Source organism: Xanthobacter variabilis (assembly GCF_043831965.2).
Classification (GTDB): domain Bacteria; phylum Pseudomonadota; class Alphaproteobacteria; order Rhizobiales; family Xanthobacteraceae; genus Xanthobacter.
Window position 1 is genome coordinate 180,326 of record NZ_CM195533.1, and the last position, 21,450, is coordinate 201,775.

General features: G+C 67.2%; 15 protein-coding genes. 5 read left to right on the forward strand and 10 right to left on the reverse strand.

All coding sequences use genetic code 11. The annotated features are described in order from the left end of the window. The first annotated feature begins 11 nt into the window (after positions 1-11). Together ppdK and V5F26_RS00820 are read left to right on the forward strand one after the other, a co-directional pair. On the forward strand, positions 12-2,681 hold the full coding sequence (gene ppdK, locus V5F26_RS00815) for a pyruvate, phosphate dikinase (RefSeq protein ID WP_394946683.1): 2,670 nt from the start codon (positions 12-14) through the stop codon (positions 2,679-2,681). A gap of 88 nt (positions 2,682-2,769) precedes the next feature. Continuing rightward, on the forward strand, positions 2,770-3,333 hold the full coding sequence (locus V5F26_RS00820) for a hypothetical protein (protein WP_394056155.1): 564 nt from the start codon (positions 2,770-2,772) through the stop codon (positions 3,331-3,333). A 213-nt stretch (positions 3,334-3,546) separates the two neighbouring features. On the opposite strand, the gene V5F26_RS00825 is transcribed toward V5F26_RS00820, so the two are convergent. The 8 genes from V5F26_RS00825 to leuS form a co-directional block, all read right to left on the reverse strand. Next, positions 3,547-3,678 (reverse strand): hypothetical protein, encoded by a 132-nt coding sequence (locus V5F26_RS00825; protein ID WP_255683971.1) that lies wholly within the window; start codon positions 3,676-3,678, stop codon positions 3,547-3,549. 225 nt (positions 3,679-3,903) lie between these two features. Next, positions 3,904-4,488, reverse strand: a complete 585-nt coding sequence (gene rplI, locus V5F26_RS00830; RefSeq protein ID WP_234050979.1) for a 50S ribosomal protein L9 — start codon at positions 4,486-4,488, stop codon at positions 3,904-3,906. Positions 4,489-4,533: 45 nt separating this feature from the next. Then, positions 4,534-5,481, reverse strand: a complete 948-nt coding sequence (locus V5F26_RS00835) for a DUF2232 domain-containing protein (RefSeq protein WP_394946684.1) — start codon at positions 5,479-5,481, stop codon at positions 4,534-4,536. A gap of 132 nt (positions 5,482-5,613) precedes the next feature. After that, positions 5,614-5,874, reverse strand: coding sequence for a 30S ribosomal protein S18 (rpsR, locus tag V5F26_RS00840; RefSeq protein ID WP_234050981.1), 261 nt, complete (start codon positions 5,872-5,874; stop codon positions 5,614-5,616). After that, positions 5,874-6,314 carry a 30S ribosomal protein S6 gene (rpsF, locus tag V5F26_RS00845; protein WP_234050982.1) on the reverse strand — a complete coding sequence of 147 codons (441 nt, stop codon included), beginning with the start codon at positions 6,312-6,314 and terminating at the stop codon, positions 5,874-5,876. The genes rpsR and rpsF overlap by 1 nt, the downstream gene beginning before the upstream one ends. Before the next feature lie 236 nt (positions 6,315-6,550). Continuing rightward, entirely contained in the window at positions 6,551-7,582 is a 1,032-nt protein-coding gene (gene holA / locus V5F26_RS00850; RefSeq protein ID WP_394946685.1) for a DNA polymerase III subunit delta, read from the reverse strand. Between the two features lie 3 nt (positions 7,583-7,585). After that, complete coding sequence (lptE, locus tag V5F26_RS00855; protein ID WP_394056147.1) at positions 7,586-8,215, reverse strand: LPS assembly lipoprotein LptE; 630 nt, start codon at positions 8,213-8,215, stop codon at positions 7,586-7,588. Then, positions 8,202-10,850, reverse strand: coding sequence for a leucine--tRNA ligase (gene leuS, locus V5F26_RS00860; protein ID WP_394946686.1), 2,649 nt, complete (start codon positions 10,848-10,850; stop codon positions 8,202-8,204). Before leuS ends, lptE begins: the two co-directional genes overlap by 14 nt. A 355-nt stretch (positions 10,851-11,205) precedes the next feature. Here leuS and V5F26_RS00865 point away from each other — a divergent pair, with 355 nt between their 5' ends. Next, positions 11,206-12,657: a sodium:proton antiporter gene (locus V5F26_RS00865; protein ID WP_394946687.1), complete on the forward strand. Its 1,452-nt coding sequence runs from the start codon at positions 11,206-11,208 to the stop codon at positions 12,655-12,657. 119 nt (positions 12,658-12,776) lie between these two features. On the opposite strand, the gene V5F26_RS00870 is transcribed toward V5F26_RS00865, so the two are convergent. Beyond that, positions 12,777-14,048 (reverse strand): cyclopropane fatty acid synthase, encoded by a 1,272-nt coding sequence (locus V5F26_RS00870; protein WP_394946688.1) that lies wholly within the window; start codon positions 14,046-14,048, stop codon positions 12,777-12,779. Positions 14,049-14,527: 479 nt separating this feature from the next. Here V5F26_RS00870 and V5F26_RS00875 point away from each other — a divergent pair, with 479 nt between their 5' ends. Next, positions 14,528-15,109, forward strand: a complete 582-nt coding sequence (locus tag V5F26_RS00875; RefSeq protein ID WP_234050987.1) for a YqaA family protein — start codon at positions 14,528-14,530, stop codon at positions 15,107-15,109. Between the two features lie 188 nt (positions 15,110-15,297). On the opposite strand, the gene V5F26_RS00880 is transcribed toward V5F26_RS00875, so the two are convergent. Then, the gene (locus V5F26_RS00880; RefSeq protein WP_394946690.1) at positions 15,298-16,143 is read right to left on the reverse strand and encodes a PepSY domain-containing protein; all 846 of its coding nucleotides are present in this window, start codon (positions 16,141-16,143) and stop codon (positions 15,298-15,300) included. A 561-nt stretch (positions 16,144-16,704) separates the two neighbouring features. Between V5F26_RS00880 and gltB the strand changes: the two genes are divergently transcribed. Then, a complete protein-coding gene (gltB, locus tag V5F26_RS00885; RefSeq protein WP_394946691.1) occupies positions 16,705-21,417 on the forward strand; it encodes a glutamate synthase large subunit in 4,713 nt (1,570 codons plus the stop codon). Positions 21,418-21,450: the final 33 nt, after the last annotated feature.

Sequence of the window (21,450 nt, forward strand, 5' to 3'; positions counted from 1 at the left end):
GGATCTCTTAGATGACGAAATGGGTCTACACCTTCGGCGACGGCAAGGCCGAGGGCAAAGCCGACATGAAGAACCTGCTCGGTGGCAAGGGCGCCAACCTCGCCGAGATGTCCAACCTCGGCCTGCCCGTCCCGCCCGGCTTCACCATCACCACGGAAGTGTGCACCTATTACTACGCCCACGGCGAGACCTACCCGGCCGAGCTGAAGGGCGATGTGGAAAAGGCGCTGGCCCAGGTGGGTGAGCTCACCGGCAAGTCGTTCGGCGACGCGGCCAATCCGCTTTTGGTCTCGGTGCGCTCGGGCGCCCGCGCCTCCATGCCCGGCATGATGGACACGGTGCTCAATCTCGGCCTCAACGACGAGACCGTGGAAGCCGTGGCCAAGCTCGCCGGCGACCGGCGCTTCGCCTATGACAGCTACCGCCGCTTCATCACCATGTATTCCGACGTGGTGATGGGCGTCGCGCACCACCACTACGAAGAGATTCTCGAGCACTACAAGGCCGAGAAGGGCTTCACCCTCGACACCGAGCTTTCGGCGGACGACTGGGCCTTCCTCATCACCAAGTACAAGGCCAAGTACCAGGCCGAGCTGGGCAAGCCCTTCCCGCAGGACCCCAACGAGCAGCTCTGGGGCGCCATCGGTGCCGTGTTCGGCTCGTGGATGAACAATCGCGCCATCACCTATCGCCGCCTGCACTCCATTCCGGAGAGCTGGGGCACGGCTGTGAACGTGCAGTCCATGGTGTTCGGCAACATGGGCGAGACCTCGGCCACCGGCGTCGCCTTCACCCGCAACCCGTCCACCGGCGAGAACGCGCTTTATGGCGAGTTCCTGGTGAACGCCCAGGGCGAGGACGTGGTGGCGGGCATCCGCACCCCGCAGGACCTCACCGAGCGGGCCCGCATCGCCGCCGGCTCCGACAAGCCCTCCATGGAAAGCGCCCTGCCGGACGCCTTCAAGGAATTCGAGCGCATCTCGCACATCCTCGAAAACCACTACCGTGACATGCAGGACATGGAATTCACGGTGGAGAAGGGCAAGCTGTGGATGCTGCAGACCCGCTCCGGCAAGCGCACCGGCAAGGCCGCCCTGCGTATCGCCGTGGAGCTGGCCAATGAGGGCCTCATCTCCCAGGAAGAAGCGGTGGGCCGCGTCGAGCCCGGCTCGCTGGACCAGCTGCTTCATCCCGCCATCGACCCCAAGGCCCCCCGCACGGTGCTGACCACCGGCCTGCCGGCCTCCCCCGGCGCCGCCGCCGGCGCCATCGTGTTCTCGGCCGACGAGGCCGAGCAGTGGAAGGAAAAGGGCCGCAAGATCATCCTCGTGCGCGCCGAAACCTCCCCTGAGGACATCAACGGCATGCATGCCGCCGAGGGCATCCTCACTTCCCGCGGCGGCATGACCTCCCACGCGGCGGTGGTGGCCCGCGGCATGGGCAAGCCCTGCGTCTCCGGCGCCGGCGCCCTGCGCATCGACTATGGCGCGCAGACCATGACGGTGGGGGGCGAGACCTTCAAGAAGGGCGACTTCATCACCATCGACGGCGGCACCGGCCAGGTGCTGAAGGGCGAAGTGCCCATGCAGCAGCCGGAGCTTTCGGGCGAGTTTGTCACCCTCATGGGCTGGGCCGACAAGGTCCGCCGCCTGAAGGTGCGCGCCAATGCCGAGACCCCCGCCGACGCCCGCATGGCCCGTTCGTTCGGCGCCGAGGGCATTGGCCTGTGCCGCACCGAGCACATGTTCTTCGATGCCGGCCGCATCCTCGCCGTGCGCGAGATGATCCTGGCCGACGACGAGGCCGGTCGCCGCGCCGCGCTCGCCAAGCTGCTGCCCATGCAGCGTGACGACTTCGTCGAGCTGTTCGAGATCATGAAGGGCCTGCCGGTCACCATCCGCCTGCTCGACCCGCCGCTGCACGAGTTCCTGCCCCACACCGAGGCGGAAACCCTGGAAGTGGCCAAGAGCCTGGGCGTCGCGGTGGAGCGCATCGAGCGGCGCAATAAGGAGCTGCACGAAATGAACCCGATGCTCGGGTTCCGCGGCTGCCGCATCGCCATCGCCTTCCCCGAGATCGCGGAAATGCAGGCCCGTGCCATCTTCGAGGCGGCCGTCATCGCCGCCAAGAAGACGGGCGAGGCCATCGTGCCCGAGATCATGGTGCCGCTCATCGCCACCAAGGCGGAGCTGGACATCGTCGGCGCCGTCATCCGCAAGGCCGCGGCCGATGTGGAGGCTGAGACCGGCGCCAAGCTCACCTTCCAGGTGGGCACCATGATCGAGCTGCCGCGTGCCGCGCTGCAGGCCGACAAGATCGCCGAGAGCGCCGAGTTCTTCTCGTTCGGCACCAACGACCTCACCCAGACCACGTTCGGCGTGTCCCGCGACGACGCCGGCACCTTCCTCGGCACCTACGTGCAGAAGGGCATTGTGGAGACCGACCCGTTCGTCTCCATCGACGTGGAGGGCGTGGGCCAGCTGGTGAAGCTGGGAGCCGAGCGCGGCCGGGCCACCCGGCCCAACCTCAAGCTCGGCATCTGCGGCGAGCATGGCGGCGACCCGGCCTCGGTGAAGTTCTGCGACAGCATCGGGCTCGACTATGTGTCGTGCTCGCCCTTCCGCGTTCCGATCGCCCGGCTCGCCGCGGCCCAGGCCGCCCTCGCCCACAAGAAGGGCTGAACCATCCCTCGCACGTCCGCGTGCGATCCTGCGCCTCATTCGCCCGCCGATGTTTCATCCCTAACATCGGCGGTGCGGAGGAACCACCATGGCGACGCGTACGTTTCGTCAGATGGCAGTGCTGGCTCTCGCCGGCGCTGCCTTTTTCATATCGGCGGCGCCCGGCCGGGCGGTCGAGCTGGACAATTTCCTGACTGGCCTCGATGAATGCGCGTTCCCCAAGAAAGGGAGCCCGTTCGCGGTGTTCGCCATCTCCATGCTGGAGCGCTATGGCAACCGGCCCGGCAATCCGCGCGGATACTCCGCCGACCGCACCGATGTCATGCTCACGGTGCCGCCGGACCTGGAGAGCGCCTTCGGCCCGCCGAGCACGCACAATTACGGGGAATATACCCAGGTCGTGGTGCCGGTGGACGGCACCTTCGGCGGGCTGCCGGTGAGCAACATGCAGTTCACCTTCGGCAACCGCAACGGCATCAAGGCCCTGCTCATCACCTTCGCCGCCAGCCATTCAGACGTGGCCGTGGTGTTCGGCGATTCCATCGAGCGCGGAGACGAGGCGGGCCAGGATGCAGGCTTCCGCGGCGACGGCTATTCGGCCGAGATCCCCCCCGGCGAACCGGGCCGCATCAGCTGCGACTGGTCGAGCTGAACCGCGCCCGGCGCTACCCTTTCATTAACCATTTCCGCTTAATCTGAGACTGTTCCACGATGCGGAGCGGGGCCAGAGGCGGGCTACCGCGCCGCACGCCTCAGTCGACGAGCGCGCCGCATCGGGACAAAAAAATTCGCCCGCCGAGAAGCCCGGCGGGCGAATGAACCGCTTCACATTGCGGAAGAACGCGTTCCGAAGGAACCGACGCCTTCACTCGGCCTCGCTCGCACCCGCCATCGCCGCCGGCGCGCCAACGTCGCTCGTCTGGCTTGCATTCAGCGCCATGCCAGTGAGCGCATAGCCGAGCACCAGAGCGGCAAACACGGCAATTCGCTTGAACATTTCTTCACCCCGACCCAGAACGTCGCGCCCGAGCTCTCGGCTCCTGTCGACGAATCCCGGCGCGGAATGTGTTCTAGCGCCACAAAGACAAACGGACGATAAACGCCGCACAGAAATCACGGCCGCAGTGCACAAGCGTGCCGTCCTGTTGCAGGAATGGCACGCTCGCGCTCCGGTCGCAGCAGCGGCGGCCCCGTGGGAGCCGCCGGCCGCGAGCCCCGGGGCTCACTCCTCGACGACGCCTTCCTCGGCCGCCACTTCCGCAGCCACCTCGGCGCGAGCCACGGCCAGCTCGGCCTCGATCTCGGCGTCCTCGTCACGGGCCGTGCGCACGTCCTCGCCACGGGCCTGACGCTCGGCCTCGTCGGCGTTGCGGGCGACGTTCACGGTCACGGTGACCTCGACTTCCGGGTGCAGGGTCACCGGCACCGGATGCAGGCCGAGGGTCTTGATGGGGTGGTTCAGCACGATCTGGTGGCGGTCCAGCGTGAAGCCGGCGGCCACCAGGCCTTCGGCGATGTCACGGGTGGAGACCGAACCGTAGAGCTGACCGCTCTCACCAGCCTGGCGGATGGTGACGATGATCTGGCCGTTGAGCTTCTCGGCCACCACCTCGGCGTCCTTGCGACGCTCCAGGTTCCGGGCCTCGAGCTCCACCTTCATGTGCTCGAAGCGCTCGCGGTTGGCCTTGGTGGCACGCAGGGCCTTGCCGTTGGGCAGCAGGTAGTTGCGCCCGAAACCGTCGCGCACCTTCACCACTTCGCCCATCTGGCCGAGCTTCGCGACGCGCTCAAGAAGAATGACGTCCATTTGTATCTCCTGGAATGTTCATGTGTCCGAGATTGGGGAAGCCGCTCAGCGCCCCCCGGTCGCCGCCGGCGGCAGACCGTCGGCGAGGCGCGAGCGGAAATCGAAGATGGCGTCGGTGAAGCCCAGCACCGCCATCGCCAGCACGGGCCAGCCCAACACCAAAGTGGTGAGCCAGACCCCCGCCAGAACCAGAAAACGCGAACCGGATCCCACGGTAATGGCATGCACCACCGCAAAGCCCTGCAACGCGAAGCCCAGCACCAGGGTCGCGGCCGCGACCGATCCGGCGAGCCCCAGCATCCCCGGCAGCAGCGTCACCACCATCGCGACAGCAAGTGCGAAGCCGGCGATCGGGGGCAGGTGCAGGCCGGAAATCTGCGGCCAAGGCCGCGCCAGACGATCCGAGATCCGCGCCGCACGGCCCGCCAGATAGAGGCAGAACAGCTGGGAGACCATGGTGATGAGACCAGCCATGGGCGGCAGCACATGGGCCATGAAGGCGCCCAGGCTCTCCGCATCGTCACCCGGACTGCCCGCGGGCACACCCACCATGGCGTCAAACGCCACCGTCACCGCATCCTTGTAGGACTCATAGTCCGTGGCCATGGACAACACCGCCACCCAGACCCCCACGGTGGCGAACGCCGCCGCGAGCAGAACCAGGCGCCCCACCGGAAACCAGGCAAGCTGCTCCGGATCGGCTTCCTCGGAGCGCGCCAGCATGGCGGCATAGGCCAATGCGAAAGCGGGTGCCCCAATGCCCACCGCATAGGCCAGCAGGAAGGCGCCTCCGAACATCAGGCCGAGGCCGACGCTGGCGAGCACCACGGAAAGTCCGGCTGCAATGGGGGAGAAGGCGATGCCGGCGATCATGACCGGCAGCGGCGCCAGATAGAAGAGCGGGACAGCCAGCACCGATCCCGCCGCGACACCGGCGGCAAGCAGAGCGGAGGCCGCAGCAGCGGCAATGGCGATGAGAAGGATCGGTCCCATTCGACGAGCTGTCCCGCATGCGAGCGGTTAGAGGCGGATCAATCCGCCCCAGCCAGCGCCCCGGGGGTCATTCCCCGCGACGTGTCGTGCGTGGAGGGGCCGCCGGAACGGCCCCTCGCAAAGAGCGTGTGATCAGCGGATCACGAACGGCAGCAGGCCCAGGAAGCGGGCGCGCTTGATGGCGGCCGCCAGCTCGCGCTGCTTCTTGGCGGAAACCGCCGTGATGCGCGAGGGGACGATCTTGCCGCGCTCAGAAATGTAGCGCTGCAGGAGCCGCACGTCCTTGTAGTCGATCTTCGGCGCGTTCGGGCCGGAGAAGGGGCAGGTCTTGCGACGACGGAAGAAGGGACGGCGCTGGCCGCCGCCGGCGCCACCGGTCGGAGCGAAAGCCATCAGTTCTCCTCCTCGCTCTGCTGGGTCTCTTCAGCCGGACGCGGACGGCGCGGACGGTCCTCACGGCCGCCGAAACCACGGTCGCCGCGCTCACCGCGCTCGCCGCGATCCTCGCGGTCACGCTTCTGGAGCATGGCCGACGGGCCTTCCTCGTGCTCCTCAACGCGCAGCGTGAGGGAGCGCAGGACGTCCTCGTCGATGCGCTGCTGACGCTCCAGCTCCTGGATCGCCGCCGCCGGGGCGGTGATGTTCAGCAGCGTGAAGTGCGCCTTGCGGTTCTTGTTCATGCGATAGGTGAGGGACTTCACGCCCCAGTACTCGGTCTTGCCGACCGAGCCACCATTCGCCTCGATGACACCCTTGAAACGGGTGGTAAGTTCCTCGACTTGCTGCGCCGTAACATCCTGGCGCGCGAGGAACACGTGCTCGTAAAGCGGCATGTGCTCATTCGCCTTTCGTTGTCTCCGTCCACCGGCGCCGAGCCCTTCTCGCCTTTTCCGAAAGGCGCGAAGCACGGAAGGCGGGGACACGGGACGACGGGCTTTTCGCCCTGCCCTTCCGCTCATCCCGACGGGATGGGCGCAATGGCCGTCCGTTCAGCCCCCGGCCGGGTGCGACGGAAGCGGCGCGTATAGCAGGTTTCAGCGGAAAGGCAAGCTGCCGCCTCGCCGGGCTTTCAGCCGCCGCGCCGGCGCCCGCCGAGCTGGGCCACCTGGAGCACCGCGCGCTCGCAGATGGCGGGGGCCAGCGCCGCATTGCGCCGCGCCGCCAGAACCGCCTCATCCACCGCCAAGAGCGCCTTCAGGCAGCGCGCCGGATCGAATGCGCGCAGCGCCTTTTCCAGCTTGGGCTTGCGGGAGAAATGCACCATCGGCCGGGCGCCGTCGATCACCCGCTCGGGGCTCTGGCCGGCGGCCACCTGGAGCGTCATCTGGTGCAGGCTGGACAAGGCGCGCAGAAGCGCCCCCAGCGCCGCATCAGGCCGGGTGGCGGCGCCGAAAGCCTTGGCGAGGGCGGCCACCGCATCCCCGGTCTGGCCGGCAAGGGCAGCATCCACCACATCGTCCATGGCAAGGGCGGAAGCATCGCCCACGATGATGCGGACATCGTCCAGCGTCACCCGCCCCTGCCCCTGGGCATAAAGGGCGAGCTTGGCGATCTCCCCGCGCGAGGCTAGCCGATCACCGCCGATAAGCGACACCAGCAGTTCGCGGGCATCGCGATCGATGGAAAGGCCGGCTTCGCCCATCATGGTGTCCACCAGCCGGGCCAGGTCGCGCTCGGTGTCGGCGTAGCAGGCGATGGCCAGGGCGTTGGGCGATGATTCGCAAAGGGAGCGCAGGGGTGCGCCGCGCTTCAGGTCGCCCGCCTCCACCACCACCAGGGTGCCGGTGGGGGTTTCCAGGACCGGCTGAAGCGCCGGCACGAAATTGCGATTCCCGGCCCGAACCCACACCACCCGCTCACCGCCGAACAGGCCGATGGTGGAGGTCTCGTCGATCAGGCGCTGGGGATCGGAGGCCAGCTCGTCCCCTTCCAGGCGAACCAGGGCGAAGGGGTCATGGGCATCGGGGATCGAGCGGCGCACCAAGCCTTCGGCGCGCTCGCGCACAAGCCCCATGTCGGGGCCGAAGATGAGCACCACATGGCGCTTGGGATCCCGCCGGGCGAGGGCCGCCTCGGCGTCGCCGGGGCGAACCGCAACCATGGATCAGCTACCGGACGCCTTGGCCGGCTGCGGCTTCGGCAGCTCGTTGGCGGCACGGAGGAAATAGGCCACCAGCTCCGCCTTGATCTGCTCGGCCACGGCGCGCGAGGCGCGAGCCTGGGCATCGTTCTGGGCGCTGTAATTGGCAAAGCGCTGGTCGCTCAGGTCGACGGAAGCTGTGCCCACCGCCTCGCCGCCGGCAACGGGCTTCTTCTTGTCGTCGTCCGCGCGCACCAGCCGCCAATTGGCGGCCACGCGCATGATCGCATTCTCGGCGAGGCCGGAGGACGAGTTCACCAGCGCGGTGGATGAAGTGGTGCTGGTGGAGGTGTAGATCTGGAAGGTGGCGCCCTTCGGATTTCCCGCCCCACCGCCGAGCAGATAGATCAGCTCGTTGCGCAGCTCGTCGCCGAGCCGGCCCTTGATCTCCATCACCTCGACATCCTGGAGCTTTTCCTGGAGGCCGGGCCCGCCGACGGTGGCGTTGTCCGCATAGAGCGGCTGGAAGCAGCCGGCGAGCGCGCCGGACAGAAGCCCCACCACGGCGAGGCGCGCCAGAAGGCGCGCCGGGCGGCGGACAAGTGCGCCGGGTGCCATCGCGGCCCCGGCCGTAGGAGTGTCAGGCAACGACATTCACGATCCTCTGCGGCACCACGATGATACGCTTCGGCGCGCGGCCGTCGAGAGCCCGCTGCACGCTTTCCAGCGCCAGCACCGCCGCTTCCACCTCCGCCGGGGTGGCCGCGCGGGGCACCACGATGTCGTCGCGCTTCTTGCCATTGATCTGAATCGGCAGCGTGACGGTGTCCTGCTGCAAGAGCTCGGGCTCCGTCTGCGGCCAGGGGGCCTCGGCCACCAGGGTGTCGTGGCCCAGGCTCGCCCAGCACTCCTCGGCCAGATGAGGCGTCATGGGCGCCACCACCCGCACCAGCATTTCCGCCGCCTCCCGCAGGGCGAAGGCAAGATCCGCCGGCACACCGTCCTTTGCGCCACGGGCGGCCGCGACCGCGCCGCCGAACACGTTGGCGAATTCGTGCACATGGGCCACGCCCACATTGAAGCGCAGGCGCTCGATATCCTCCGCCACCGCGGCCACCAGTCCGTGGGAGGCACGACGCAGGCCGAGCGCGTTTTCACCGAAGCTGTCGGGCTTCGCGGTGCCCGCCGGCGCGCCGAGCTCGATGGCTTCGTGCACCATGCGCCACACGCGCTGCACGAAGCGCCAGGCGCCTTCAATGCCGCTCTGCGTCCACTCGCTGTCGCGCTCGGGCGGGGTGTCGGAGAGCATGAACCAGCGGGCGCAATCCACGCCATAGGTGTCGGCGATGACCTCGGGGGCCACCACGTTGCGCTTCGACTTGGACATCTTCTCCGGCGGGGAGACGATGACGGGCGTGCCGTCGGAGATCTTCTCCGCCTTGCCCGGCCCCGTGAGCTTCACCTCCTCGGGGTAAAGCCACTTGCCGGCCTGGTCCTTGTAGGTCTCGTGGACGATCATGCCCTGGGTGAACAGGCCCGCGAAGGGCTCGCTCACGTCCACCCGGCCACATTTCTTCAGCGCCCGAGTGAAGAAACGCGAATAGAGCAGGTGCAGAATGGCGTGCTCGATGCCGCCAATATACTGGTCCACCGGCAGCCAATGGGCCACCGCCGCCTTGTCCAGCGGCTTGTCCACGTTGTCCGAGGCATAGCGCAGGTAATACCAGGACGAATCCACGAAGGTGTCCATGGTGTCCGTCTCGCGCCGGGCCGGCTTGCCGCATTTGGGGCACGGCACGTCCCGCCACGCCGTGGCGCGGTCCAGCGGATTGCCGGGCTTGTCGAAGGTGACGTCGTCGGGCAACTGCACCGGCAGCTGGTCGCGCGGAACCCCCACCGGGCCGCAGCTCTCGCAATGGATGATGGGGATGGGGCAGCCCCAATAGCGCTGGCGCGAGACGCCCCAGTCACGCAGGCGGAAATTCACCTTGCGCACGCCCTGGGGGGCATCGCCCACCCGGAAACGTTCCAGCTGGCGGGCCACCGCCTCCTTGGCCTGCTCGATGCTCATGCCATCGAGGAAGCCGGAATTGAACAGGGTGCCCTCGCCGTCATAGGCGATCTCCTCGACGCGGAAAGCGCCGGGATCGGTCTCGGGCGGCAGCACCACGGGCACCACGGGCAGCTTGTACTTGCGGGCGAAGTCGAGGTCGCGCTGGTCGTGGGCCGGGCAGCCGAAGATGGCGCCGGTGCCGTAATCCATCAGCACGAAGTTCGCCACATAGACCGGCACGGTGCGGGCGGGATCGAGCGGATGCACCACCTTGAGACCGGTGTCGAAGCCTTTCTTCTCCTGGGTTTCGATGATCTCGGCGGAGGTGCCGCCCTTCTTGCAGTCGGCGACGAAGGCGGTGAGCTCGGCATTGCCGGCCGCCAGCGCCTGGGTCAGCGGATGGTCCGGCGAAAGCGCCACGAAGGCGGCGCCGAACAGGGTGTCCGGGCGGGTGGTGTAGACCTTCACCGCCTTCTGGCCGTCAGGCGCGAAACCCTTGGCGAACTCGAACAGCACCTCCAGGCCCTCGGAGCGGCCGATCCAGTTGCGCTGCATCAGGCGCACCTTTTCAGGCCAGCGGTCGAGGGTGTCGATGGCGTCCAGCAGCTCCTGGGCAAAATCGGTGATGCGCAGGAACCATTGGGAGAGCTTGCGCCGCTCCACGATGGCGCCCGAGCGCCAGCCGCGCCCATCGATCACCTGCTCATTGGCGAGCACGGTGTGGTCCACCGGATCCCAGTTGACCTCGCTCTCCTTGCGATAGGCGAGGCCATGTTCCAGGAAATCCAGGAAGATGCGCTGCTGCTCCACATAATAGCTGGGGTCGCAGGTGGCGATCTCGCGATTCCAGTCCAGGGAGAGGCCGAGCAGTTGAAGCTGCTCGCGCATGGCGGCGATGTTGTCGTAGGTCCAGCTTTTCGGGTGGATGCCGCGCTCGATGGCCGCGTTTTCCGCCGGCAGGCCGAACGCATCCCAGCCCATGGGGTGCAGCACGTTGAAGCCGCGCATGCGCTTATAGCGCGCCAGCACGTCGCCCATGACATAGTTGCGGCCATGGCCGATATGGATGCGCCCCGACGGATAGGGGAACATTTCCATCACGAAGAATTTCGGCCGCGGGTCGTCATTGCGGGTGCGGAAGATGCCGCGCTCGGCCCAGGTCTTCTGCCAGCGGGGTTCCGCCTCGCGGGCGTTGTAGCGGTCGGAGCCGCGCTCCGAGTTGCGATCTTGCGTCATCGTGCCGTTCATATACCTGTGCCGGAAACCTCCCGGCAGAAAGCTCCAGCGCCGCGCGGGCCTGCCCGATGATACCGCCGGCAGGGTCCACGGGGCGCGCTCAGCCCCTTGCCCGTCGGGGATCCCGAAAGCGGCGGGACTAGGACAGAAACCGGCGCGCCGGTCAACCACCGCATCGCAACGCGAACGCCCCCGCCTGGCCGGAGGAACGCCCCGGCGGCGGGCGGCCTCCCGCCATCCTGTCTGGCCCCAGGCCGGTTTGAGTTACCCCAGGCCGGTTTGAGTTATCATAGGGCAGTTTGACTTGCCTCAAGCGCGACCATCGTCCATCAAGCCCACTGCAACGAGGAAAGGGATGGCGATGGGATTTGTGCGCCACGGAACGCTGCTGCAGCTCGCAACTGCGACAATCGCGACCCTGGTCACATCGAGCGCGGCCCTGGCAGCGGACGGCGTGGCAACCCTGAACGGGGCGGAGCTCTCGCCCATATGGGCCATCCCCTTCGTCGGCATGCTCCTGTCCATCGCGCTGTTTCCGCTGCTGGCGGGGCACTTCTGGCATCATCATTACGGCAAGGTGGCGCTGTTCTGGGCGGCCGCCTTCGCCATTCCGTTCGCCATCGTCTATGGCCCGGCCATGACCGGCCATGAGGTGGTGCACACCGCCCTGCTGGAATACATCCCCTTCATCATCCTGCTTTATGCGCTGTTCACGGTGTCGGGGGGCATCCTCATCACCGGCAACCTGCATGGCAGCCCGGCGGTGAACACGGCCATCCTGGCTTTCGGCACGCTCATCGCCAGCCTCATCGGCACCACCGGCGCCTCCATGGTGCTGATCCGCCCGCTGCTGCGCGCCAATGACAACCGTCGCTACAATGTGCACACGGTGGTGTTCTTCATCTTCCTGGTGTCGAACATCGGCGGCTCGCTCACCCCGCTGGGCGACCCGCCGCTGTTCCTGGGCTTCTTGAAGGGCGTCAACTTCTTCTGGACCACCACGCACCTGCTGCACGACACGGTGGTGATCGCGGTGCTGCTGCTCGCCGCCTTCTACCTGCTCGACCGCTATTTCTACGCCAAGGAAGGCGGCCGCCGGCCGAAAATGGACCCCACGCCCGACACCGAGGGCCTGGGCCTGCGCGGCGCGCAGAACATTCCGCTGCTGGGCGGCATCATCGGCGCCATCCTGCTGTCCGCCCTGTGGAAGCCCGGCATCGTCTTCAACGTCTACGGCACCCATGTGGAGCTGCAATGGATGGTGCGCGACGTGCTCCTGGTGCTGATCGCACTCGTGTCGCTTGCCATCACTCCCAAGATCATCCGCGAGCGCAACGGCTTTGACTGGGAGCCCATCCTGGAGGTGGCCAAGCTCTTCGCCGCCATCTTCCTCACCATCATTCCCGTCATCGCCATCCTGAAGGCGGGGCTGGACGGGGCCTTCTCGCCGCTCGTTCAGATGGTGACGGGGCCGGGCGGGGAGCCGGTGAACGTGTGGTACTTCTGGCTCACGGGCGCGCTCTCCGCCTTCCTGGACAATGCGCCGACCTATCTGGTGTTCTTCAACCTCGCCGGCGGCGATCCCCATCACCTCATGGGGCCGCTGGCGGTGACGCTGGAGGCCATTTCGGCCGGCGCGGTCTTCATGGGCGCCATCACCTATATCGGCAACGCACCCAATTTCATGGTGCTGTCCATCGCCCGCCACCGCGGCGTGAAGATGCCGACCTTCTTCGGCTACATGGCCTGGTCGCTCACCTTCCTGCTGCCCTGCTTCGCGCTGCTGACCTTCCTCTACTTCCTGTGAGGCAGGGGAGGCCCGGCATGCCGGGCCTCCAGAAAGAACGACGCCCGCCCCGCGGAACGGGACGGGCGCGGGGATTATCGCGGGAGCGCTGATTCGCCGGCGGCGAAAGCGCTTTCGCCTCACTCCCCCGCCAGGCGCAGGGGCGAGCGCTGGCGGGTCTCCACGGCGCGCAGGCGGGCCTCCTCGGCCTCGATATAGCCGCGCGTGAGCGGCACCGCCTCCTGCCGGGCCGCGAGCTGAATGTGGAACACGTTCAGCCCCTGATGGCGAAAGCCCATCTCGCTGCCGGCGAGGTAGAATTCCCACATGCGGCAGAAGCGCTCATCGGTGAGGCGCACCGCCTCGTCCCACCGGGCCAGGAAGCGTTCGCGCCAGGCCTTCAGCGTCTCCGCATAATGCAGGCGCAGCAGCTCCACATCCGTCACCACCAGCCCGGCGCGCTCGATGTGGGGCAGCACCTCCGACAAAGCGGGGATGTAGCCGCCGGGGAAAATGTATTTGGCGATGAAGGGATTGGTGACGCCGGGCGGGTCCGAGCGGCCGATGGAATGCAGCAGCATCACCCCATCGTCCTTCAAGAGGGCGCGGACCTTGCGGAAGAATTCGCCGTAATGGGCAACGCCCACATGCTCGAACATGCCGACGGAGACGATGCGGTCGAATTTCTCCGGGATATCCCGATAGTCCTGCAGGCGGAATTCCACCCGCCCCGCGAGGCCCGCGTCGTCGGCCCGCTCGCGGGCGAGGGCGAGCTGCTCCTTCGACAAGGTGACGCCCGTGACCTTCGCCCGCGCCATCTGCGCCAGATAAAGGCCGAGCCCACCCCAGCCGGAGCCGATGTCGAGCACCCGCAAGTCCTCCCGCTCCAGCATCAGCTTGGCGGCGATGTGGCGCTTCTTGGCGAGCTGCGCGTCGTCCAGGCTTTGGCCGGGATACTCGAAATAGGCGCAGGAATATTGCCGGTCCGCATCCAGGAACAGGGAATACAGGCGCCCATCCAGGTCGTAATGGTGCGCCACGTTACGCTGGGAGCGCGCGCGCGGATTGAACTGCGCCAACCGCCGCACCAGCATGCGCGCCCAGAAGAAAATCTTCGAGGTGACCGTCGTCGTCGATGTGGACGTGGCCGGCTGGGCCATGAGCAGATCGAGCAGATCGGCGATGGAGCCTTCCTCCATCACCAAGCAGCCGTCCATATAGGCTTCACCGAGCTTGAGCTCGGGATCGAGGAGAATGGCCCGCTGGATGGCAGGTGTGGTGAAGCGCACTGCCACAGGCGGCCGATCCGGCGCCGGATGACCGATCGTCACCGTGCGGCCAGAGGCCATGGTCACCTTCAAGCCGCCATTCACCACCACGCGACGCAAGACACTTTCTAACAACCGCGACATCGGCCGTCTCCGCGCTCATGGTCGAGATCTGCCCAGGCCTTTCTCCCGTTGCCGGCTACGTCCGCCGCCAGGGAACCCGACTGAAGCGCCGGCCTCCGGTCGCGTCGCGCACCCGTTTTCCGGGTGATGCCGCCATTCCTCATTCATGCCTGCATACCGGGCGTTTGCAATCTACCGGATGGGATATCCCAGAGGCACAATCGTCGTATCACGACCGAAAGGGCGTAGCCGGTGGAATGAAACCACCAAGAATTTCACAAGACAAGTTTCGCGCCGCCCCTGGCGCATAATTTTTCGCCGCTCAGACACATCGCCCAAGATAGAGGCAGCCTCGACACCCGTGCTACGGGCCTGCCCCGCCGCCCAGGAGCACCGCCGCCCGGGAGCACCACTGCGCGCAGCGCCGCAGGCCGCGCGCCTTTACTCCGCCGCGAGGGGCCCTTAAGCGAAAGCCACCTTTCGCAAAAAAGTTCCCCCTCATGCTCCGCAAACTCTATGACTGGGTCATCGCCTATTCGGCGAAGCCTTCCGCCCCCTGGGCCCTCGCCTTCGTGTCGTTCGCGGAGAGTTCGGTCTTTCCCATTCCGCCGGACGTGCTCCTCGTGCCCATGACCCTGGCCCGGCCCGAAAAGGCGTGGCACTACGCGCTCATCTGCACCATCGCCTCAGTGGTGGGCGGGCTCGTGGGCTATGCCATCGGAGCGCTGCTTTATGAGAGCGTCGGCAAGTTCCTGATCGACCTCTACGGCTACGGCAACAAGGTTGACGCCTTCCGCGAGGCCTATGCCCATTACGGCCACTGGGTGATTTTGCTGAAAGGACTGACGCCCATCCCCTTCAAGCTGGTGACGATCACGTCCGGCTTCGCCGAATACAATCTCGGCTGGTTCATTGCGCTGTCCATCATCACGCGCGGCGCGCGCTTCTATTTGCTGGCGGCGCTGCTGCATTATTTCGGGCCATCCGCCCGTGAATTCATCGAGAAGCGGCTCGGCCTCGTCACACTCGGCCTGCTGGCGGCGGTGGTGCTGGGGCTGTTGGCGGCTGCCTATCTGGTCTAGCTCGCCTGCACGCGCAGCCAAGCCCGGGCGCGTGAAGAAGGCCCGTTCAGTCAAAAATAAGGGCATGTCCGCGATTCGCTGAAACGCAGGCATGCCCTCGCACCGCCCCTCCCTCAGAGGATCGCGGCACCACTCCAGCCGAGTGAGTTGCCGCGCTTCCCCGCATCAAAGAAAAGGTGGCACGGCCGTCACTCGGTTCCGGCAGGGCGCGAGAGGACGGAGGCGGAGCCCGCATCGGTGCTGCCGGGCGTCCCGCTACCGGCGCCGGTCGGCTCGGAAGATATCTCGGGAGCCGCCGGCTGCACCGCAGCGGCAGGCGCCGCCACCGCCCCATTGGACACGCCCCCGCCCGCCGGGGCACTGGCCGGAGTGGCGACTGCGGGCGCCGGCTCCACAGCCGCAGCCCCCGCCGGAGCGGACGTGGCGGGCGGCTGAGGAGTCGGGACCGCAGCTGGCGCGGAAAGTGCCACGTCCGCCTCTGCGGGCCGCGGCTGCGGCAAAGGTGCGCTCGGCAGGGGAGTGCTCGGCAAAGGCCTTGGCGGGGCATTGGTGATCCGCGCCGGCGGCACCATCACCGGCGCGCGGCGCGCGGGGCCGGGAGGCGGACCTGGAGGCGGGCCTGGAGGCGGACCTGGAGGCAGGCCGGCAAGCGGCCGGACATTCAGCACCTCACCGGAATAGGCATCGACCCGCAGGCCGACGAACCCATCCTCGTCCACGGCGGTAACCTGATAGACGCGCCCCGTCAGGGTGGGCCGGGAAATACGCCAATACCCCATGGCCTGCAGCCGACGGCGCACCTCCGCAGGGGGCAGCATCACATAATGCAGGGGCCCGCGCGGCGGCGGCCCGTAAACGGGCGGGCGCTCCACCACATAGGGCTCCTCCTCATAGATCAGAAACTGGGCCGAAGCCGGCGGCGCCGCGATCGCCGCGGGAATCACCACCGCCCCGCCGGCCAGCAGGGCCGCGAGGCGCACGCGCCGGCGGGCCGACATCGCGGGGGAAAACCACAAGGAAGGGGAAAAGGGCATGATCGAGCGTCACCTGCCAAGCCGAACCGGCCTGCCCCATGGGGATGGCCGCCGAGGGCACTAGAGCCGCCCAATGCGGCGGCGTTTGGACCGCTCCAAGGCCGCCGCGGCCCGCTTTCCGCCGCTTCCGCGCCAGCACGGCATCGAAACACCGTTGCGTGGCCGCGCCAACCTTCGCACCCTTCTTTCGCGGCAGACGAGCCATGCGCAATTTTTAGTCATAAAGCCGTCAGAGAGGCCATCCTGGAGCTTGTGAAATGTTCATTTTTCTGCCATCGTCCGATGGATAGGGCAACTGTGCTGCCCTATCCCCCACATTGCCGTCCTTTCTTGCGCAGCGCCCGCGCCTGCGCGGCGGCGCGTGCGATGTGGTGGCGTGGAAGTTGCAGCACACGACGAGAGAGATAGACCATTGCGCGGTGCGCGGTGGCACGGCAGTTTGGGGCGAACGGCGGGGGCCGGATCGCGCCGGCCTGTCGGCGCGCGACGCCGCAGCGCAATGGGGCCAGCCGGGTCGGAAGCCAGTGACTTCCGACCCGACAGATGAAAAGGGACGACAAAATGGCAGGGACTGATCGCAAGGATGGCTTGAGCGGAAGCGTGGCTCCGGGTGCCGCCGCCGTGAAAGACACGGCGATCGTTGGTCGTCCGGCACCGTTCGGCCTGTTCGACCCGGCGCATGAACGGGATGCCTGCGGCGTGGGCTTCGTTGCGGACATCAAGGGCCGCAAGTCGCACAAGATCGTCGAGGACGGCATCAAGATCGTGCTGAATCTCGAGCACCGCGGCGCCGTGGGCGCGGACCCGCGCGCCGGCGACGGCGCCGGCATGCTGGTGCAGATCCCGCACAAGTTCTTCGCCAAGGAGGCCGCGCGCCTCGGCTTCACCCTGCCCGAGCCCGGCAAGTATGCCGTCGGCCACCTCTTCATGCCCCGCGACGCGGAAGGCCAGGAGATCGTGCGCGCGGTATTCGAGCGCGCGGTGGCGAGCGAGGGGCTGAGCCTCATCGGCTGGCGCGACGTGCCCACCGACAATTCCTCGCTCGGCGTGAGCGTTCTGCCCACCGAGCCCAAGCATGTTCAGGTGTTCATCGGTCACGGCGAGGATATCGCCGACGAGGACACGTTCGAGCGCCGGCTCTACATCCTGCGCAAGGTCATCTCCAACGCCGTCTATGACGCGCGCGACCCGCGCACGCAGGGCTATTACTCCGTGTCCCTGTCGTGCCGGACCCTGGTCTATAAGGGCATGTTCCTGGCCGACCAGCTGGGCGCCTATTATCCGGACCTGCATGATCCGGACTTCGAGAGCGCGCTGGCCCTCGTCCACCAGCGCTTCTCCACCAACACCTTCCCGGCCTGGCCGCTGGCCCACCCCTATCGCATGGTGGCCCATAACGGCGAGATCAACACCCTGCGCGGCAACGTCAACTGGATGGCCGCGCGGCAGGCCTCGGTGGATTCGGAACTGTTCGGCTCGGACATCTCCAAGCTCTGGCCCATCAGCTATGAGGGCCAGTCGGACACCGCCTGCTTCGACAACGCGCTCGAATTCCTGGTGCAGGGCGGCTACTCGCTGCCCCACGCGGCCATGATGCTGGTACCGGAAGCCTGGGCGGGCAACCCGCTCATGGATAACGAGCGCCGCGCCTTCTACGAGTATCACGCCTCCCTCATGGAGCCGTGGGACGGCCCGGCCGCCATCGTCGCCACCGACGGCCGGCAGATCGTCGCGACCCTGGACCGCAACGGTCTGCGTCCGGCCCGGTACATGGTGACCACCGACGACACCATCGTATTGGCCTCGGAAATGGGCGTGCTCACGCTGCCCGAGGAGAAGATCGTCACCAAGTGGCGCCTCCAGCCCGGCAAGATGCTGCTGGTGGACCTGGAGGAAGGCCGCCTCGTCCCTGACGAGGAGATCAAGTCCGAGCTCGCCAAGGCCCACCCCTACAAGGAATGGCTGACGCACACCCAGCTCGTGCTCGAAGACCTGCGCCCCGTGGAGGCGCGCGAGGTGCGCACTGACGTGTCGCTGCTCGATCGCCAGCAGGCCTTCGGCTACACCCAGGAAGAGCTGAAGCTGCTCATGGCGCCCATGGCCATCACCGGCCAGGAGGCCGTGGGCTCCATGGGCTCCGACACGCCCATCTCCGTGCTCTCCAACAAGTCGAAGCCGCTGTTCTCCTACTTCCAGCAGAACTTCGCCCAGGTGACGAACCCGCCCATCGACCCGATCCGCGAGGAACTGGTGATGAGCCTGGTCTCCTTCATCGGGCCGCGGCCGAACATCTTCGACCTGGAGGGCAATGCCCGCCGCAAGCGCCTGGAAGTGCGCCAGCCCATCCTCACCAATGAGGACCTGGAGAAGATCCGCTCCATCGGCTTCATGGAGGAGCGGTTCGACACCCGCACGCTGGATATCACCTACGCCGCCGACAAGGGCGCGGCGGGCCTGGAAGGCGCGCTGGAGCACCTGTGCGACCGCGCCGAGGCCGCCGTGCACGGTGGCTACAACATCATCATCCTGTCCGACCGCATGGTGGGCCCGGACCGCATCCCGATCCCGGCCCTGCTCGCCACGGCGGCGGTCCACCATCACCTCATCCGCAAGGGGCTGCGCACCTCCGTGGGCCTGGTGGTGGAGACCGGCGAAGCGCGCGAAGTGCACCATTTCGCGTGCCTGGCGGGCTATGGCGCCGAGGCCATCAATCCCTATCTCGCCTTCGAGACGCTGCTCGCCATGAAGGACGAGATTCCGGAGGAGGTGGACGACAAGGAGATCGTCAAGCGCTTCATCAAGTCCGTGGACAAGGGACTTTTGAAGGTGATGTCCAAGATGGGCATCTCCACCTACCAGTCCTATTGCGGCGCGCAGATCTTCGATGCGGTGGGCCTCTCCTCGGAGCTGGTCAACAAGTACTTCTTCGGCACCGCCACCACCATTGAGGGTGTCGGCCTTGCCGAGATCGCCGAGGAGACGGTGCGCCGCCACCAGCTCGCCTTCTCCGACGCGCCGATCTATCGCCTCGCGCTCCCGGTGGGCGGCGAATATGGCTTCCGCATGCGCGGCGAGGACCACGCCTGGACGCCGGACACGGTCGCAACCCTGCAGCACGCCGTGCGCGGCAACGCCCAGGACAAGTATCGCGAGTTCGCCAGCATGGTGAACGCGCACAGTGAGAAGCTGCTCACCATCCGCTCCCTGTTCCGCATCCGCGAGGCGGAGGAGCTGGGCCAGCAGCCCATCGACATCACCGACGTCGAGCCGGCTTCCGAGATCGTGAAGCGGTTCGTCACCGGCGCCATGTCGTTCGGCTCCATCTCGCGCGAGGCGCACACCACCCTCGCCATCGCCATGAACCGGATCGGCGGCAAGTCGAACACCGGCGAGGGCGGCGAGGAGCCGGAGCGCTTCAAGCCCCTGCCCAATGGCGACAGCATGCGCTCCGCCATCAAGCAGGTGGCGTCGGGCCGGTTCGGCGTCACCGCCGAATACCTGGTCAATGCCGACGTGATGCAGATCAAGGTGGCCCAGGGCGCCAAGCCCGGCGAAGGCGGCCAGCTGCCCGGCCACAAGGTGGATGCGGTGATCGCCAAGGTGCGCCACTCCACCCCGGGCGTGGGCCTCATCTCCCCGCCCCCGCACCACGACATCTATTCCATCGAGGATCTGGCGCAGCTCATCTACGACCTCAAGAACGTGAATCCCGACGCCGACGTCTCGGTGAAGCTCGTCTCCGAGGTGGGCGTGGGCACGGTCGCGGCGGGCGTCGCCAAGGCGCGCGCGGACCACATCACCATCTCCGGCTTCGAGGGCGGCACGGGCGCAAGCCCGCTCACCTCCATCAAGCATGCGGGCTCGCCCTGGGAGATGGGTCTTGCTGAAACCCAGCAGACCCTGGTGGCCAACGGCCTGCGGTCCCGCGTGGCGCTGCAGGTCGACGGCGGCTTCCGCACCGGCCGTGACGTGATCATCGGCGCCCTGCTGGGGGCGGACGAGTTCGCCTTCTCCACCGCACCGCTAATCGCGGCCGGCTGCCTGATGATGCGCAAGTGCCACCTCAACACCTGCCCGGTGGGCGTCGCCACCCAGGACCCGGTGCTGCGCAAGCGCTTCAAGGGCACGCCCGAGCACGTCATCAACTACTTCTTCTTCGTGGCCGAGGAAGTGCGCGAGTACATGGCGCAGCTCGGCTTCCGCAAGCTGGAAGAGATGGTGGGCCGCGCCGACGTTCTCGACCAGCAGAAGGCCATCGACCACTGGAAGGCCAAGGGCCTCGACTTCTCCAAGCTGTTCGCCCAGCCGGCGAAGCCCACGGACGAGCGCCTTGCCGGCATCCGCCACACCGAGCGCCAGCATCACCCCATCGAGAAGGTGCTCGACCGCACCCTCATCGAGAAGGCGGCGCCGGCCCTGGAGCGCGGCGAGCGCGTGGAGATCGAGACCCCCATCCGCTCGGTGGACCGTTCCGCCGGCGCTATGCTCTCGGGCGCGGTGGCCAAGCGCTACGGCAATGCGGGCCTGCCCGATGACACCATCCATGTGCAGCTCACCGGCACTGCGGGCCAGGCCTTTGGCGCCTTCCTGGCGGCGGGCGTGACCTTCGACCTGGTGGGCGAGGCCAACGACTATGTGGGCAAGGGCCTGTCGGGCGGGCGCATCATCGTGCGGCCCCCGGCGCACTCGGCCATCGTTCCGGAACAGTCCATCATCGTCGGCAACACGGTGATGTACGGCGCCACCGAGGGTGAGTGCTACTTCCGCGGTGTGGCGGGCGAGCGCTTCGCGGTGCGCAATTCCGGCGCCATCGCGGTGGTGGAAGGCACCGGCGACCACGGCTGCGAGTACATGACCGGCGGCGTGGTCGTGGTCATCGGCCCCACCGGCCGCAACTTCGCGGCCGGCATGTCCGGCGGCGTGGCCTATGTGCTCGACGAGGACAAGACCTTCGCCAAGCGCTGCAACCTGTCCATGGTCGATCTCGAGCCCGTGGAGGAGGAGGAGGATCTCCTGGAGCGCCTCCACCACCATGGCGGCGACCTGGAGTTCAAGGGCCGCATCGACGTGCACTCCGACATGTCGCGCCACGACGAGGAGCGACTGCACCAGCTCATCGCCAAGCACCTGCACCACACGGGCTCGGCGCGGGCGCAGACCATCCTCGACAATTGGGCCGACTATCGCTCCAAGTTCGTGAAGGTGATGCCGGTGGAATACCGGCGCGCTCTGCGTGACATGGAGAAGCTGCGCGGCCTGGCCGCGGCTGAGTGAGCCGACACCCGCCCCCTCTCCCGCTCGCGGGGG